The sequence below is a fragment of the Dongia deserti genome (assembly GCF_003574735.1).
Lineage (GTDB): Bacteria > Pseudomonadota > Alphaproteobacteria > Dongiales > Dongiaceae > Dongia_A > Dongia_A deserti.
In genome coordinates this window covers 105,773-120,601 of record NZ_QORW01000018.1, presented here as the reverse complement: position 1 = coordinate 120,601, position 14,829 = coordinate 105,773, and the positions used below count along the sequence as shown (strand labels likewise).

General features: G+C 63.8%; 15 protein-coding genes. 3 read left to right on the top strand and 12 right to left on the bottom strand.

Going from position 1 to position 14,829, the window contains the following annotated elements:
- The 9 genes from DTX69_RS23760 to DTX69_RS23720 all read right to left on the bottom strand — a co-directional run.
- The coding region (locus DTX69_RS23760) for a GTP-binding protein (protein ID WP_162917506.1) at positions 1 to 118 on the bottom strand (118 nt) is incomplete at its 3' end.
- Positions 119 to 145: 27 nt separating this feature from the next.
- On the bottom strand, positions 146 to 2,221 hold the full coding sequence (gene fusA / locus DTX69_RS23755; RefSeq protein WP_119304070.1) for an elongation factor G: 2,076 nt from the start codon (positions 2,219 to 2,221) through the stop codon (positions 146 to 148).
- A 27-nt stretch (positions 2,222 to 2,248) separates the two neighbouring features.
- Positions 2,249 to 2,719: a 30S ribosomal protein S7 gene (gene rpsG, locus DTX69_RS23750; protein WP_119304069.1), complete on the bottom strand. Its 471-nt coding sequence runs from the start codon at positions 2,717 to 2,719 to the stop codon at positions 2,249 to 2,251.
- Positions 2,720 to 2,731: 12 nt separating this feature from the next.
- A complete protein-coding gene (gene rpsL / locus DTX69_RS23745) occupies positions 2,732 to 3,103 on the bottom strand; it encodes a 30S ribosomal protein S12 (protein WP_119304079.1) in 372 nt (123 codons plus the stop codon).
- Between the two features lie 422 nt (positions 3,104 to 3,525).
- Positions 3,526 to 5,031 (bottom strand): tripartite tricarboxylate transporter permease, encoded by a 1,506-nt coding sequence (locus DTX69_RS23740; RefSeq protein ID WP_119304068.1) that lies wholly within the window; start codon positions 5,029 to 5,031, stop codon positions 3,526 to 3,528.
- Position 5,032: 1 nt separating this feature from the next.
- A complete protein-coding gene (locus DTX69_RS23735; protein ID WP_119304067.1) occupies positions 5,033 to 5,491 on the bottom strand; it encodes a tripartite tricarboxylate transporter TctB family protein in 459 nt (152 codons plus the stop codon).
- A 55-nt stretch (positions 5,492 to 5,546) separates the two neighbouring features.
- Positions 5,547 to 6,530 (bottom strand): tripartite tricarboxylate transporter substrate-binding protein, encoded by a 984-nt coding sequence (locus DTX69_RS23730; protein ID WP_119304066.1) that lies wholly within the window; start codon positions 6,528 to 6,530, stop codon positions 5,547 to 5,549.
- 220 nt (positions 6,531 to 6,750) lie between these two features.
- Complete coding sequence (locus DTX69_RS23725) at positions 6,751 to 7,527, bottom strand: SDR family NAD(P)-dependent oxidoreductase (RefSeq protein ID WP_119304065.1); 777 nt, start codon at positions 7,525 to 7,527, stop codon at positions 6,751 to 6,753.
- A 35-nt stretch (positions 7,528 to 7,562) separates the two neighbouring features.
- Positions 7,563 to 7,820, bottom strand: coding sequence for a YjhX family toxin (locus tag DTX69_RS23720; RefSeq protein ID WP_119304064.1), 258 nt, complete (start codon positions 7,818 to 7,820; stop codon positions 7,563 to 7,565).
- 288 nt (positions 7,821 to 8,108) lie between these two features.
- Here DTX69_RS23720 and DTX69_RS23715 point away from each other — a divergent pair, with 288 nt between their 5' ends.
- Genes DTX69_RS23715 through DTX69_RS23705 form a run of 3 tightly spaced genes read left to right on the top strand, consistent with a single transcriptional unit; the run spans position 8,109 to position 10,361 of the window.
- Positions 8,109 to 8,468, top strand: a complete 360-nt coding sequence (locus DTX69_RS23715) for a nuclear transport factor 2 family protein (protein WP_119304063.1) — start codon at positions 8,109 to 8,111, stop codon at positions 8,466 to 8,468.
- 13 nt (positions 8,469 to 8,481) lie between these two features.
- Positions 8,482 to 9,594, top strand: a complete 1,113-nt coding sequence (locus tag DTX69_RS23710; protein WP_119304062.1) for an AAA family ATPase — start codon at positions 8,482 to 8,484, stop codon at positions 9,592 to 9,594.
- A gap of 5 nt (positions 9,595 to 9,599) precedes the next feature.
- Positions 9,600 to 10,361: an SDR family NAD(P)-dependent oxidoreductase gene (locus DTX69_RS23705; protein ID WP_119304061.1), complete on the top strand. Its 762-nt coding sequence runs from the start codon at positions 9,600 to 9,602 to the stop codon at positions 10,359 to 10,361.
- 12 nt (positions 10,362 to 10,373) lie between these two features.
- On the opposite strand, the gene parC is transcribed toward DTX69_RS23705, so the two are convergent.
- The 3 genes from parC to recO form a co-directional block, all read right to left on the bottom strand.
- Positions 10,374 to 12,617: a DNA topoisomerase IV subunit A gene (gene parC, locus DTX69_RS23700; RefSeq protein WP_119304060.1), complete on the bottom strand. Its 2,244-nt coding sequence runs from the start codon at positions 12,615 to 12,617 to the stop codon at positions 10,374 to 10,376.
- A gap of 212 nt (positions 12,618 to 12,829) precedes the next feature.
- The gene (locus tag DTX69_RS23695; protein ID WP_162917505.1) at positions 12,830 to 14,068 is read right to left on the bottom strand and encodes an NAD(P)/FAD-dependent oxidoreductase; all 1,239 of its coding nucleotides are present in this window, start codon (positions 14,066 to 14,068) and stop codon (positions 12,830 to 12,832) included.
- Positions 14,069 to 14,079: 11 nt separating this feature from the next.
- A complete protein-coding gene (recO, locus tag DTX69_RS23690) occupies positions 14,080 to 14,808 on the bottom strand; it encodes a DNA repair protein RecO (protein WP_119304058.1) in 729 nt (242 codons plus the stop codon).
- Positions 14,809 to 14,829: the final 21 nt, after the last annotated feature.

Genomic DNA, 14,829 nt, shown 5'->3' with positions numbered 1-14,829 from the left:
CCGTCTCGGCCAGAATCTTCGTGATCGCCGCCGTCAACGACGTCTTGCCATGGTCAACGTGACCAATCGTTCCAACGTTGCAATGCGGCTTCGTCCGCTCAAACTTCGCCTTCGCCATGGGTCTGCTCCTTACCTTACGCCCGCGCTAAGCCATCTTGGCGCGGACTTCATCCGCGATCGCCGGCGGCACTTGTTCATAGTGATCGAAATGCATGGTGTATTGCGCACGGCCCTGGGTCATGGACCGTAGCGTGCTCACGTAGCCGAACATGTTGGCGAGCGGCACCATCGCGGTGATCACCTGCGCGTTGCCGCGGCTGTCCATGCCCTGGACCTGGCCGCGCCGGCTGTTCAGGTCGCCGATCACGTCGCCCATGTATTCCTGCGGCGTCACGACCTCGACTTTCATCATCGGCTCGAGCAGCCGAGGACTGGCCTTGGGCAGCGCCTCGCGGAAACAAGCGCGCGCCGCAATGTCGAACGTCATGACGTTGGAATCGACGTCGTGATAGTCACCATCGATCAGCGTGCACTTGAGGTCGATGACCGGGAAACCCGCAATGACGCCGGTTTCCTTGGCATTGGTCAGGCCCTTCTCGACGCCGGGCACGTATTCCTTCGGCACCGAGCCGCCGACCACGGCGTTCTCGAATACGAACCCGCTGCCGGGCTCTCCCGGCTCAAAGCGGATCTTTACCTTGGCATACTGGCCCGAGCCGCCGGTCTGCTTCTTGTGGGTGTAGTCCCACTCAATCTTCTTGGTGATCGATTCGCGATAGGCCACCTGCGGCTGGCCGACGTTGGCATCCACCTTGAACTCGCGCTTCATGCGGTCGACGATGATGTCGAGATGCAGCTCGCCCATGCCCTTGATGATGGTCTGGCCGGATTCCTGATCGGAGCTGACGCGGAAGGACGGATCTTCCTGCGCCAGGCGATTGAGCGCGACGCCCATCTTTTCCTGATCGGCCTTCGATTTCGGCTCGACCGCGACCTCGATAACCGGCTCGGGGAACTTCATGCGCTCCAGCACGATCGGCTGGCTCGGATCGCACAGGGTGTCGCCGGTGGTGGTGCCCTTCAGGCCCGCGAGCGCGACGATGTCGCCGGCGCGCGCTTCCTTGATGTCTTCGCGGTGGTTGGCATGCATCTGCAGCATGCGGCCGACGCGTTCTTTGTCTCCCTTCACGGAATTGATGACCTGGGTGCCGCTGTTCAGAACGCCCGAATAGACGCGCACGAAGGTCAGCGAGCCGACGAACGGATCGGTCATGATCTTGAAAGCAAGACCGGAGAACGGCTCGCTGTCGTCGGCCTTGCGGGTCAGCTCCGTGTCACCGTCGACCTCGAGACCCTTCACATCCGGCACATCGAGCGGCGAGGGGAGGAAATCGACGACCGCATCCAGCATCGGCTGCACGCCCTTGTTCTTGAAAGCGGAGCCGCACAGCACCGGCACAAAGGCGCCCGAAACAGTGCCCTTGCGGATCAGCTTCTTCAGCGTCTCGGCGTCCGGCTGCTTGCCTTCGAGATAGGCCTCCATCGCCGCTTCATCGAGTTCGACGCACATCTCCACCAGCTGGTGGTGCATCTCCTCGGCCTTGTCCTTCATGTCGGCCGGAATGTCGCCCACCACGAACTCGGCACCCAGGGTCTCTTCCTTCCAGATGATACCCTTCATGGCGACTAGGTCGACCAGGCCGGCAAAATCGCTCTCCACGCCGATCGGCATGTGCACGACCAGCGGCTTCGCGCCGAGGCGGTCCTTGATCATCTGGACGCAGCGATAGAAGTCCGCGCCGATCCGGTCCATCTTGTTGACGAAGCAGATACGCGGCACGCCGTACTTGTCGGCCTGGCGCCACACCGTCTCGGACTGCGGCTCCACGCCGGCGACGGAGTCGAACACCGTCACGGCGCCGTCGAGCACGCGCAGTGAGCGCTCGACTTCAATGGTGAAGTCGACGTGGCCCGGCGTGTCGATGATGTTGATGCGATGATCGCGCCACTGGCAGGTGGTCGCGGCCGAAGTGATGGTGATGCCGCGCTCCTGCTCCTGCTCCATCCAGTCCATCGTCGCGGTGCCTTCGTGCACCTCGCCGATCTTATGGGAGCGGCCGGTATAATAGAGGATGCGCTCGGTCGTCGTGGTCTTGCCGGCATCGATGTGGGCCATGATGCCGATATTGCGGTATCGCTCGAGCGGGTGAGTGCGGGCCATGATACTCGTTCCTTATGCTCGGCCGGCTTACCAGCGGTAATGCGAGAAGGCCTTGTTGGCCTCCGCCATGCGATGCGTGTCTTCGCGCTTCTTCACCGAGGCGCCGCGGTTGTTGGACGCATCCAGCAACTCGGCGGAGAGGCGGTCGGTCATGGTCTGCTCCGAGCGGCTGCGCGCGGTCTGGATGATCCAGCGGATCGCCAGCGCCTGGGCGCGGTCCGGGCGAACCTCGACCGGCACCTGATAGGTCGCGCCACCGACGCGGCGGGAGCGCACTTCGAGGTGCGGCTTCACATTGCCCAGCGCCTCGTGGAAGGCCTTCACCGGATCGCCCTTCGACTTCTTCTCCACTTGCGAGAGCGCGCCATAGACGATGCTCTCGGCCACCGACTTCTTGCCGGCGTACATCAGCGAGTTGATGAACTTGGTGATCACCAGATCGCCAAACTTGGCATCCGGCAGAACTTCGCGCTTCTCGGCAGCGTGACGACGGGACATCGCGATCTCTCCTTACTTCGGCCGCTTCGCGCCGTATTTGGAGCGGCGCTGCTTGCGGTCCTTGACGCCCTGGGTGTCGAGCGTGCCGCGGATGATGTGATAGCGAACGCCGGGCAGGTCCTTCACGCGGCCGCCGCGGATCATCACGACCGAGTGTTCCTGCAGATTGTGACCTTCGCCGGGAATGTAGGAAGTGACTTCGAAGCCGTTGGTGAGGCGGACGCGGGCGACCTTGCGCAAGGCGGAGTTCGGCTTCTTCGGCGTCGTCGTATAGACGCGCGTGCACACGCCGCGCTTCTGTGGGCTGGCTTGCAGCGCCGGGACTTTGTTCCGCGTCGCCAGGGGCGAGCGCGCGTTGCGGATCAACTGGTTGATCGTTGGCATTCCATCCTCACCTTTGCGCGTCCGGGCCGTGCCCATTGGCGCCTTGAAACAGCCATGTGCAAAACGACCTCATCGAAACGCCGAGCGGGGTCCCTTATGAATCGGACCCTGCGGTCTGCTCCGATGCGGTCTTTGAGCCACTTTGCAGCCCCGGGCCTGAGAGCCGCGCGAGCCGCTATGTATCTCGTTGCTTAAGTCGGGACAGCGTCTAAGCCGCGATTGGCCTACCACCAGCCCCCTTAAAGGCGCGCGGAATATATTGATTCGACCCTAGGGCGTCAAGCAAATCTCCGGGCCATGAAAAGCGCGAGATTTCAAAGCTTTGAGCCCGATTTCGCCGCGCGCATATCACCACCGATGGGGGCGCATGGCCGGCCTCTCCACTAGCTGTTGACGCACCGGCAGTAACAATCCTTAAGCCCTCAATCCTCTTCGACGAACACCTGCTCGCGTTTTTTGGCGACATTCGGCATCAGCACCAAGATCAGCACGGCCGCAGCGATAATCAGCAACGCCAGGCTCAGCGGACGGGTGAAGAAGACCGTCGGGTCGCCGCGGGAGATGATCATGGCTCGCCGGAGGTGCTCTTCCAGCATCGGACCAAGCACAAAGCCCAGCAGCAGAGGCGCGGGCTCGCACTCGCACTTGACCAGCGCGTAGCCGAGGACCCCGAACACCGCCACCGCGAACAGGTCGAAGGCATTGCTGTTGATGCTGTAGATGCCGATCGCGCTGAAAGCGAGGATCGCCGGGAACAGGATGAAATAGGGCACCTTCAAGAGCCGCACCCACAGCCCGATCAGCGGCAGGTTCAGAACCACCAGCAGAAGATTGCCGATCCACATGGAGACGATGAGGCCCCAGAACAAAGCGGCCTCGTCGGTTACCACATTGGGTCCCGGCGTAATGCCCTGGATGATCATGGCGCCGATCATCAGCGCCATCACCGGATTGGATGGAATGCCGAGGGTTAGCATCGGAATGAACGACGTCTGCGCGCCGGCATTGTTGGCGGATTCCGGCGCCGCCACGCCCTCGATCGCGCCCTTCCCGAACCGCTCCGGCGTCTTCGAAATCCGCTTTTCCATCGTGTAAGCCGCGAAGGACGCGAGAATATGCCCGCCGCCCGGGAGCACGCCGAGGAGGGAACCCAGTACCGTACCGCGCATCACCGGCCCTGCGATCTTCCTCAGATCGTGGCGTGTCGGCATGAGATTGCTGACGTGCTTCACCGTCACGTCGCGGTCGTGCTCGTTCTCCAGGTTGCGCAGGATCTCGGCGATGCCGAACACGCCGACAGCGACGGCGACAAAGTTGATGCCGTCGGCAAGCTCGATGAAATCGAACGTGAAGCGCGGCGTGCCTGTATAGATGTCCGTCCCGACCAGACCGAGCAGCAGCCCGAGCACAACCATCGCCAGCGCCTTCACGACCGAGCCGTGGGCAAGCGCCACCGACGTGATGAGACCGAGGAACATGAGCGAAAAATACTCGGCCGGCCCGAACTTCAGCGCGAGTCCGGTCAGCGGCGGCGCGAGGACCGCGAGAATGAGCGTCGCCACAGTTCCGGCAAAGAAGGACCCCAGGGCCGCGGCGGCCAGCGCCGGGCCTGCCTGCCCCTGCCGCGCCATCTGGTAGCCGTCGATCGCGGTGACGGCAGATGAGGATTCACCGGGCAGATTGACGAGGATCGCCGTCGTCGACCCGCCATACTGCGCGCCGTAATAGATGCCCGCCAGCATGATGAGCGAGGTCACCGGCGAGAGCGCCAGCGTAATCGGCAGCAGCATCGCGATCGTCGCCGTCGGACCGATGCCGGGCAGCACACCGATCAGCGTGCCGAGCAGCACGCCGATAAAGCAATAGACGATGTTGACAGGGGTCAGCGCCGTCTCGAAACCGAGGCCGAGATTGAGCAGCAGCTCCATGTCAGCCGAGCCCCCGCAGCCAGGACCCGACCAATCGCAGCGGCAAGCCCAACCCGATACTGAAGACCAGCACGCAGAACAGCGTGAGGCCAATCGTCAGCAAGGTGGCGAGCTTCAAGTGCATGCGCCGACTGGCATACGCGGATATCAGCACGACCAGCGCGATCGAAGCGACGAGGCCGAGGCCGCGCACCGTAAGTCCGAACACGATCGGCGCCAGCACGATCAGCACGATCCCGCGCCACGGGATCGTCATGGAGTGCGTGACCGGATTGCGGAACGCCTGCAGCACGATGATCAGGCCCAGCAAGGCCAGCACACCGGCCAGCAGCAGCGGAAAGGCGCCGGGCCCCAGCCTCAGCGGCGTGCCCATGTCGAGATCGCGCGTCTGGAAAGCGAACAGAGCCGCGATTGCGATGAACAGAAGACCGGCCGACAGATCCTTGCTGTTTGCGTTCATGCCTTCCCCTCGCATGGGCACGGTGGCGGCAGGTGCCGCCACCGGACCAGCAATGTCAGTCGGCGTATTCCCCGGCCGTTTCGATGACGGGCTTCCAGCGATCGATTTCCGAGGCGACCTTCGCCTTTAGCGCTTCTGGCGTCGCCTGGTCGGCCGGCACCGGCTCAGTGCCAAGTTCGGCAAAGCGCTTGATCACATTCGGATCGGCTAGTGCGACCTTCAGCGCCTCCGAGAGCTTGTTGACGACCTCATCCGGCGTTCCGGCCGGCGCATAGAGACCGTGCCAGATGCCGAAGCTCAAGCCTTCCAACCCTCCCTCCTTGATCGTGGGAAGATCGGGCAGAGCCTCCACTCGCTGATCGGCGAACACGCCATAGGCCTTGACCTCGCCCGCCTTGATCTGGCCGGTGGTGTTGGTGGTCTGGTCGCACATGAAATCGACCTGGCCACCGAGCAGGTCCGTCAGCGCGGGGCCGGTTCCCTTGTAGGGCACCGTCGTCAGCGGAGTCTCGATCGCCTGCATGAACAGCATGCCGCACAGATGCGACGCGGCACCCACGCCGGCATTGGCGTAGGTCACTGTGTCCTTGTTTTCTTTGACGTAAGTGACGAGTTCCTGGAGGTTGTTCGGTGGGAAATCCTTGCGGGCAATCATGACCATCGGCACTTCAGTGACCAATCCGACCGGCGCGAAGGCGGTCTTCGGATCATAGGGCAGCTTGCGATAGAGCGTCGCGGTCGTCGCCATGCCGATGTGATAGAGCAGCAAGGTGTAGCCGTCCGGCTCTGCCTTCGCCACGCGCGCGGCGCCCAGGGTACCGCCGGCACCGCCGACATTCTCGACGATGATCTGTTGTCCGAGCGTCTTGGACATGGATTCCGCGACCAGGCGGGTCACCGTGTCAGTTGGTCCGCCAGCCGAGAAGGGCACGACAATGTTGATCGTGTCGTTGGGATAATCCTGCGCCTGCGCGATCGGCGAAGCGAAGGTACCGACCAGCACAACACCAGCCAGCAAGCCAAGCAGCCTTTTGATCATACGTTCCTCCCTTTGTTCCGGGACCTTCCTGCTCCCCCTCTAATGGCAAGAGGCAGTCCACAGTGATCCGTTCTTGTGAGCGCCCAATCCAGCTCAGCGCGGCATTCAGCCGGCCTGTCGAAAGGCGCGGGAAACGGCTTCGTCACCTCCCTCGGTTGGTCACCGACCGTGACCATATTGCCGCATCTCCACCAGGGCAACTAGCAATAAGTCGGGAACGTCAGACCAGCGAATAGCCGCCATCGATCGCCAGATACTGGCCGGTGGTGTATGCAGCTTCGTCCGACAGGAAGTAGACCGTCGCACCAAGCAGTTCGCGCAGCGCGCCATAACGACCAGCCGGAATCTTAGGAAGAATTTTCGTCTTCACCTCGGGCGCGTCGTAGATGCCCTCGATGCCCTTCATCGACGCGGTCATGTAGCCAGGTCCGATGGCGTTGACCCGGATCCCGTGCTTCGCCCACTCGGCGGCCAGCTGCCGGCACAGCTGGTCGACGCCAGCCTTCGACACGCCATAGGCCGCGAGCTCGTCATAGGCGAGGAAGCTCGCATTTGAGGACATGAGGACGATGGAGCCGGGGCTGCCGGCCGTCACCCAGTATCGGCCCAACTCGCGGCACATCACGAAGTAGCTGGTGAGATTACCGTCCAGCATCTCGGCAAATTCGGCGCGCGTGGTCTCGAGCGCATCGCGATGGAGACCAATGCCGTGATTGACGACCGCACCGTCGAGCCGCCCAAAGGCCTGATTGGTTCTTCCGATCAGCGCCGCGCATTGCGCCTCGTCGCGGGCGTCGAACGGAACGGCGATGGCGCGGCCGCCGCTTGCGGCGATGTCGCCGGCGACCGTCTCGCAGTCCACAGCAGTGCGGCCGGCGACCGCGACCGACGCGCCCGCTCCGGCCAAGCCCGCTGCCAGCTCAGCGCCGATGCCGCGCCCGGCTCCGGTGACGATGAAAGCGCGATCCTTGAGATCGAACAGAGATGCAGCCGCCATGCCGGAACTCTCGCATGGCGGCTGCGTCCTGTCATCTAGCGGTTATCCAGCTGCGGCCGGACAGCCGCCAGTCCGTCACGCGTGATGCGATAGGGTTGGCTGTCGTGCGATGCGATGAGCCCGCGCCGCCGCAGTTTCTGGAAGATGCCGAGCGTGCAGTCGCTCAGCACCCAGCCGTCACGGTTGACGCACAGGATCTCCACGATCTTGCCTTTGTTGTTCTTCTGGAAGGTGATGTGGCCGCCCTGTGCGAGCGCATGCAGCACGCGCTGTTCGTGCTTCGAAACGTTCAAGGGGATAGCTCCCGAATGCCATGAGTTCTGACTGCCGGCGATGCGGTGTGGACGCGCAAAGGCGCCCGCCGACGCAATCGCGCGGCGTGAGAGACCAGGCGGCTTTCAGGAACCGAGATGCGGATGGGCGGCGAGCGCCCGGAAATTCGTCAGCCGGTTCCCTAGTTCCGCGGCATGGCGGCAATGGGAGACATAGACACTCGCATGAAACGCCCCTCGATCCGGGGCACACGTTGGTAGCGAACCGAGCCGGGTTCTGTCAATCTTGGCGCGCTGGCGAGGTGGAACATGAGACCCAGGGAACTTGTCATGGCGTGGGTGGCATCCTTCAATCGCGCCGACGCGGATGCGCTGGCCGCCTTCTATGCCGAGGATGCTGTCAATCACCAGGTCGCGGAGAGCCCGGTGCAAGGCCGTGCCGCCATCCGCGCCATGTTCGCGCGCGACTTCGCGAAAGCGGAGATGGTCTGCATCCCCGAGCACGTCTTCGAGGATGGCGACTGGGCGATCCTGGAATGGCGGGATCCGAAGGGGCTGCGCGGCTGCGGCTTCTTCCACGTTCAAGGCGGCAGGATCGTGTCCCAGCGCGGCTATCGGGACAAGCTGAGCTTCCTCAGGCTGCATAACCTCCCGCTGCCACGCGACTAGAGGGAGATGAGCCGTGCCTTTAACTGCGATTTCAATCAAAGGCTATTGGTCGATCCGTAATCTTTACTTTGAAGTGGACGCCTGCTCGATCTTCGTGGGCGGGAACGGCGTCGGGAAGACCAATCTCTACAAGGCGCTCGGCCTCTTACGCGGCGCCGCCGAGGGCACCCTCACCCGTGCCATCGCTCAGGAAGGCGGGATCGAGTCCGTGCTGTGGGCCGGCGAGCGTCAGCGCAACCAGCCGGTGCGCATGATCCTCGAGGCCAAGTTCGAGGATTTAGCCTACGAGGTCGAGGTCGGCCTGCCGAAATGCACCGAAGCGGCCTTCGAGATCGAGCCGCTGGTAAAGGAAGAACAACTGACAGCTCGCCACGGGTCCCGCAAAGCGGTGATGATGGAACGCAAAGGACCCATGGTCGCCTTGCGCAATGAAGAAGGTGCGCGCGAGGTCCACAAAGACGCGGTACTGTCGTCGGAAACCGCCTTGGCGGCTTTTCGCGACGCCTCGCGCTATCCGGAAATCGAAGTGATCCGCCGCGAGCTGCTTGAGTGGCGGCTCTATCACGATTTCCGAACCGATGATGCTTCGCTGATCCGCCAGCCCTGCCATGCCATCACCACGCCGACCTTGAGCGCCGACGGGCACGATCTCGCCGCTCTGCTTGCGACCTTGTTCATGATCCGACAAGACACCATCGATCTCCAGCGTGCCATCGATGACGCTTTTCCCGGAGCGCGACTGCAAGCGCGTGATGAAGGAAGCTGGTGCAAACTTGAGATGCAGTTCCCGGACATGCCGCGTCCCTTCGGCGCGCATGAGCTCTCCGACGGCACGCTCAAGTATCTCTGCCTGCTCGGCGCCCTTATGGGCTATCGCCTGCCCTCTCTTGTCGCGCTCAACGAGCCGGAAGCGAGCCTGCATCCTTCGCTCCTCCCGCCCCTCGCCCGCCTGATCGCCCAGGCCGCCCAGCGCACACGCATCTGGATCGTGACCCACTCCGAGGCCCTCGCTGCCGCGTTGTACGAGGAAACCGGCAAGAAAGCCCGCCGCGTCATCAAGGAAGACGGCGCCACCAACATCGAAGGCCTAACGGTCAGCGGCGAATTTCGCGACGAGGAGGATTGAGGACGATGATCACGGCAGAGCTTTCCGGCAAGGTGGCGCTGGTCACCGGCGCTGCCTCGGGCATCGGCCTCGCTACAGTCGAGCGGCTGGCGGCAAACGGCTGCAACGTTGCGATGAATGATCTCGCTGGCAACCCGCGCCTGGATCAGGAGATGGCGCGGCTGCGCTCAGCCGGTTTCGAGGTGCAAGCGGTCGGCGCCGATGTGTCCCAGCCGGAGCAGGTCGACGCAATGATCGAGCAAGCGGTCCAGCATTTCGGCCGCCTCGACTTCCTGGTCAACAACGCTGCGACGCCCGGCACGACGGCGCCGATTCCCCCCGACGATTTCGAGCGGCAAGACGAGGCGTTCTGGGCCAAGCTCGTTTCGATCAACCAGATCGGGCCCTATCGCTGCCTCAAGGCCGCCGCCCCGCATCTGCGCCAGGCGAAGGGCGCTGTCGTCAACGTAGCGTCGACGGCAGGCCTCTATGGCGGCTCCTCGTCGGTCTATGCCTCGACCAAGGCCGCGCTGATCCTGCTCACCAAGGAATGGGCTCATGCGCTCGGGCCAGACGTGCGGGTCAATGCGATCGCACCCAACGTGGTGGAAGGCTCCGGCTGGGAATGCCGCTTCGATCCCGCCGCGCTCGCCGAGAGCGTCGCCGAGCTCCCCCTCCGACGGGCCGGCAAGCCGGAAGACTACGCCGAGGTGATCTTCTATCTGCTTGCCGGCGCGCCGTACATTACCGGCCAGACCATCGTCGTCGACGGCGGTGGCGCCCGGTAGACGCGCCAGTGTCTACGTAAACCTGTTCCCTCTTGGGAAGCCCTGCGGCGGGAGTCTTCCGGCCTGGGCGCGTTCACCGATCCAGTCGCGCAAGTTCGTCTCCGTGCGCGTCTTGTCGCCGAGGCGCCAGGTGAGGCCTTCCGACTTCTTGTAGATCTTGGCGTCGGAGAGACCGCCATCCTTGTATTTCTGCAGCATCACGCCGCGGCCGCGCGTCATCTCCGGCACCTGGTCGATCGGGAACAGCAGCATCTTCCGGTTCTCGCCGATGCAGGCGACCATGTCGCCTTCGGCCGGTGTGCAGACCTGCGCCTCGACACCTTCGGGCAGCGAGAGCACCTGTTTGCCGGTGCGGGTCTGCGCCAGCACCTCATCGGAATTGACGATAAAGCCGCGCCCGTCAGCCGCGGCGACCAGCAGCTTCTGCCCCGGCTTGTAGATCATGAGCTGCACGATATCCTGCTCGTTGCCGAGATCGATCATCAGGCGGATCGGCTCGCCGTGGCCGCGACCGCCCGGCAGCTTGTCGACGCCGATGGTGTAGAACTTGCCGTTGGTGCCGAACACCAGCAGCTTGTCCGTGGTCTCGCAGCGCAGCTCGAACTTGCCCCTATCGCCTTCCTTGAACTTGATCTCGCTGGTGTCCTCGACATGGCCCTTCATGGCGCGGATCCAGCCCTTGGCCGAGCAGATCACCGTGGCCGGCTCGCGCTCCACCAGGGATTCGATCGGAATGACGATGGCGGACGGCGCCTCGCCCATCTCGGTCCGGCGGCGGCCCAGCTCCGTCTTCGGCCCGTAGCGCTTCTTCAGCTCCGTCACTTCGCCCGAGATCTTCTCCCACTGCTTGTCTTCGCTCTTGAGCAGCGCGTTGAGCTCTTTCCTCTCGGCAGTGAGATTCTTGTGCTCGGTCTTGATCTCGATCTCTTCCAGCTTGCGCAACGCGCGCAGCCGCATGTTGAGGATCGCGTCGGCTTGCAGGTCGGTGAGATCCCACCTCTTCATCATCACCGCCTTCGGATCATCCTCGGTGCGGATGACGCGGATGACGGCATCGATGTTGAGATAGGCCTTGAGGTAGCCCTCGAGGATCTCGAGGCGGCGCTCGATCTCCGCAAGACGGCACTTGGTGCGCCGCTGCAGCACCTCGCGCCGGTGGTCCAGATAGGCGCGCAGCACCTCCGCCAGCGACATGACGCGCGGCACCTGGTTGGCGTCCAGCACGTTCATGTTGAGGCCGAAGCGGATCTCCAGATCCGTCATCCGGAACAGCTGTTCCATCAGATGTTCCGGATCGACGTTGCGGCTCTTCGGCACCAGCACGATGCGGACGTCGGCAGCGGATTCGTCCTGCACGTCGTCCAGGAACGGCAGCTTCTTTTCCTGCAGCAGCTCCGCGATCTTCTCGATCAGCTTGCCCTTGGCGACCTGGTATGGGATCTCGGTAACGACGATCTGCCAGCCGCCGCCTTTCAGATCCTCCTTCTTCCAGCGCGCCCGCACGCGCAGCGAGCCGCGGCCCGTCTTGTAGGCTTCGACGATGGTCTCGCGCGTTTCGCTGAGCACGCCGCCGGTCGGGAAGTCCGGGCCCGGCATGTAATTGAGCAGCGTCTCGGTGCGTGCGTTCGGCGTCTTGATGAGGTGCTGGAGCGCATCGCAGATCTCCGCCACGTTGTGCGGCGGGATGCTGGTCGCCATGCCGACCGCGATCCCCTGCACGCCGTTCGCGAGCAGGTTCGGGAAGGCGGCAGGCAGCACCACCGGCTCCCTGTGCTCTCCATCGTAGGTCTGGCGGAAGTCGACAGTTTCCTCGTCGATTGCCTCCAGCATCAGCCCGGCGGCGTCGGTCAGGCGCGCCTCGGTGTAGCGCATGGCCGCCGCGTTATCGCCATCGATATTGCCGAAATTGCCCTGGCCGTCGACCAGCGGGTAGCGCTGCGCGAACTCCTGCGCCATGCGCACCATGGCGTCATAGATTGCCTGGTCGCCATGCGGATGGTATTGGCCCATCACATCGCCGACCACGCGCGCCGACTTCTTGTGCCTAGTGTTCGGTCCCGGCTCCAGGTTCAGCTGCCGCATGCCATAGAGCACGCGGCGATGCACCGGCTTCAGCCCATCGCGTACATCCGGCAGCGACCGCGACATGATGGTGGAGAGCGCATAGGAGAGATAACGCTCGCCCAGCGCATCCGCGAGGTTGGCAATGCGAATCTCGCCCTCAGGCGGCGGAACAGGAGTAGCGGATTTGGCCATATCGATCTCGAGTCGGAATATTCGGCGTCAATTTAGGCGCGAAAGCCGGGGCGTCAAGCATAACGGCCTGCGACTCGCCGCCCCGCTTCACGCCTCTATTCGTCATGGTCGGACTTGGTCCGACCATACACGAGTTTCCATAGGCAGGGTCGCAGACAAACTCGCTGGTCGTGCTAAGCACGACCATGACGAGCGAGAGAGCAGTGCATCAGCTAAAATCGATCCATCGCAAACGGCTTCAGATCGATCGCTGGCTTGCGATCGCTCACTAGGTCTGCGATCAGCTTGCCCGTGATGGGGCCGAGCGTCAGGCCCACGTGGCCGTGACCGAACGCAAAGAACGCGTTCTTGAAGCGGCGGCCGCGATCGATCACAGGCTTGGAATCCGGCATCGAAGGACGGAAACCCATCCAGTCGCTGCGGCCAGTCTCGTCGAGTGCGCCGAACATGCGCCGGCCGTGCTTGAGGAGCACCTCGTTGCGCCCAGGATTGGGCGGCAGCTCCAACCCGCCCAGCTCCACGGTGCCGGCGAAACGCAATCCGATGTCGAGCGGCGTGACGGCGAAGGAATGGTCGCCGGAATAAAGCGGCATGCGCGGCCGCTTCTCGGCATGCGGCAAGGTCACGTGATAGCCGCGCTCGGTCTCCAATGGCACGGTTTCGCCAAGCTTCGCGGACAGCAAGCGCGACCAGGCGCCGGCCGCGATCACCACCGCGTCGAAGTCGTAGCGCCCGTTCTTGCCGATCGCGGCCTTCGGTCCGACGGCGCCGATCTCGAAATCCTGGATCTCGTCCTGCAAGACGCGCCCGCCGTTGCGCGTCACGTCTTCGGCCAGCGTGCGCACCAGGCGGTAGTTGTCGAGGACGTAGGAATTCTCCGGATAATAGACCGCGTGCTTGTAGATCGGCTGCAGGCTCGGCTCGAACTGGCGAATCTCCTCCGCCTTCAGGATCTCGAACCTGACGCCACGGCGCTTCTGCAGCTCCAGGTCCCACTGGTAGGACTGGAACTTGGCATCGCTTTCGAAGATGCCCAGCCAGCCGGTATCCTGGATGAGGTCGCCGCAGCCTGCGGCTTTCGCCAATTCCTTGTGCGCCGCCAGCGCCTCGACGAGCAGCGCGCGCAAGGCAATGGAGATCTCCTCGACCTTGGCTTCGCCGCTCGATCGCACGAAGCGCCACAGCCAGGGTGCCAGCTTGGGCAGGTAGGACCAGCGGATCGCGAGCGGCCCCAGCGGATCGGCGAGATATTTCGGCACGTCCCACAGGATGCCCGGCGTCGCCACCGGAATGCAGGACTCAGTCGCAATCACACTGGCATTGCCCTTGGACGCGCCCTCTCCCGGCCCGCTCCTGTCGACGATCGTCACTTGATGGCCGTCGCGTTGCAGCCACAGCGCCGCCGAGCATCCGACGATGCCGGCGCCAATCACCAGAACGTTCCTTCCCACCTGCTCCCCCGTCACTTCGCCGCCAGTCGTTCGATCAAGCGCGCCCGGGCTTCCGTCGCGCCCGGCTTGATCGCGTGGGCAAAGACATGCCGGTCCAGGAAGTATCCCGTCAAGCGCAAGCCGGCGACCAGTTCGTCACGGCTTGGCTTCACGTGACCCTGGATCAGGAACGAAGGCAGCGGCAGCAGTCGATCCTTGTGCAACTTTCCGGCCTCGACCGTGACGGCGCGGCCGGTCTTCGGCGAGACATAGGCGAGGCCTTCCCGCTCGCCCGTCACCGCGCATTGCGAGAGATCGAGCCCGAAGCCGAGCGAGGAGAGCAGCCGCGCCTCCCAGCGCACATATTGTGTCGGCCAGTCCACCGCCTTACGCGACAATTGTTCGACGAGCGCGGCGAAGTCATCGAACACGTCCTCGTGGGGCTCGCGCTCGGGCAGCGCGGCGTCCAACGTCGCGCAGGCCGCACTCAGGGCCGCCAACCGTGCCGGGTCCGCCATGCACAGCGCCGCATGCGGCGTGCCGAGCTCCACTTGGAACCGCCCGAGATGCTCGCTGAGCCGCGCGTGCCAATGCGCCATGACCGCATTGCCGACCTCGACCACCGCGCGCTGGCGCCGCCCCGTTCCGCCCTTGACGATGCCAAGGTGCCGCCCGTGCTCGCGCGTGAGCACGGTCAGGATGGCATCACTCTCGCCATGCCGCCGCGCCGCCAACACGAAGCCTTGGTCTTGCCAGTCCATTTGCTCGCGATACTAGGCACT

Coding starts and splice junctions, on each gene's coding strand:
- fusA (WP_119304070.1), bottom strand. CDS start 2,221: ATGGCCCGCACTCACCCGCTCGAGCGATACCGCAATATCGGCATCATG.
- DTX69_RS23740 (WP_119304068.1), bottom strand. CDS start 5,031: ATGGAGCTGCTGCTCAATCTCGGCCTCGGTTTCGAGACGGCGCTGACC.
- recO (WP_119304058.1), bottom strand. CDS start 14,808: ATGGACTGGCAAGACCAAGGCTTCGTGTTGGCGGCGCGGCGGCATGGC.
- DTX69_RS23735 (WP_119304067.1), bottom strand. CDS start 5,491: ATGAACGCAAACAGCAAGGATCTGTCGGCCGGTCTTCTGTTCATCGCA.
- DTX69_RS23725 (WP_119304065.1), bottom strand. CDS start 7,527: ATGGCGGCTGCATCTCTGTTCGATCTCAAGGATCGCGCTTTCATCGTC.
- DTX69_RS23715 (WP_119304063.1), top strand. CDS start 8,109: ATGAGACCCAGGGAACTTGTCATGGCGTGGGTGGCATCCTTCAATCGC.
- DTX69_RS23705 (WP_119304061.1), top strand. CDS start 9,600: ATGATCACGGCAGAGCTTTCCGGCAAGGTGGCGCTGGTCACCGGCGCT.
- parC (WP_119304060.1), bottom strand. CDS start 12,617: ATGGCCAAATCCGCTACTCCTGTTCCGCCGCCTGAGGGCGAGATTCGC.
- rpsL (WP_119304079.1), bottom strand. CDS start 3,103: ATGCCAACGATCAACCAGTTGATCCGCAACGCGCGCTCGCCCCTGGCG.
- rpsG (WP_119304069.1), bottom strand. CDS start 2,719: ATGTCCCGTCGTCACGCTGCCGAGAAGCGCGAAGTTCTGCCGGATGCC.
- DTX69_RS23730 (WP_119304066.1), bottom strand. CDS start 6,530: ATGATCAAAAGGCTGCTTGGCTTGCTGGCTGGTGTTGTGCTGGTCGGT.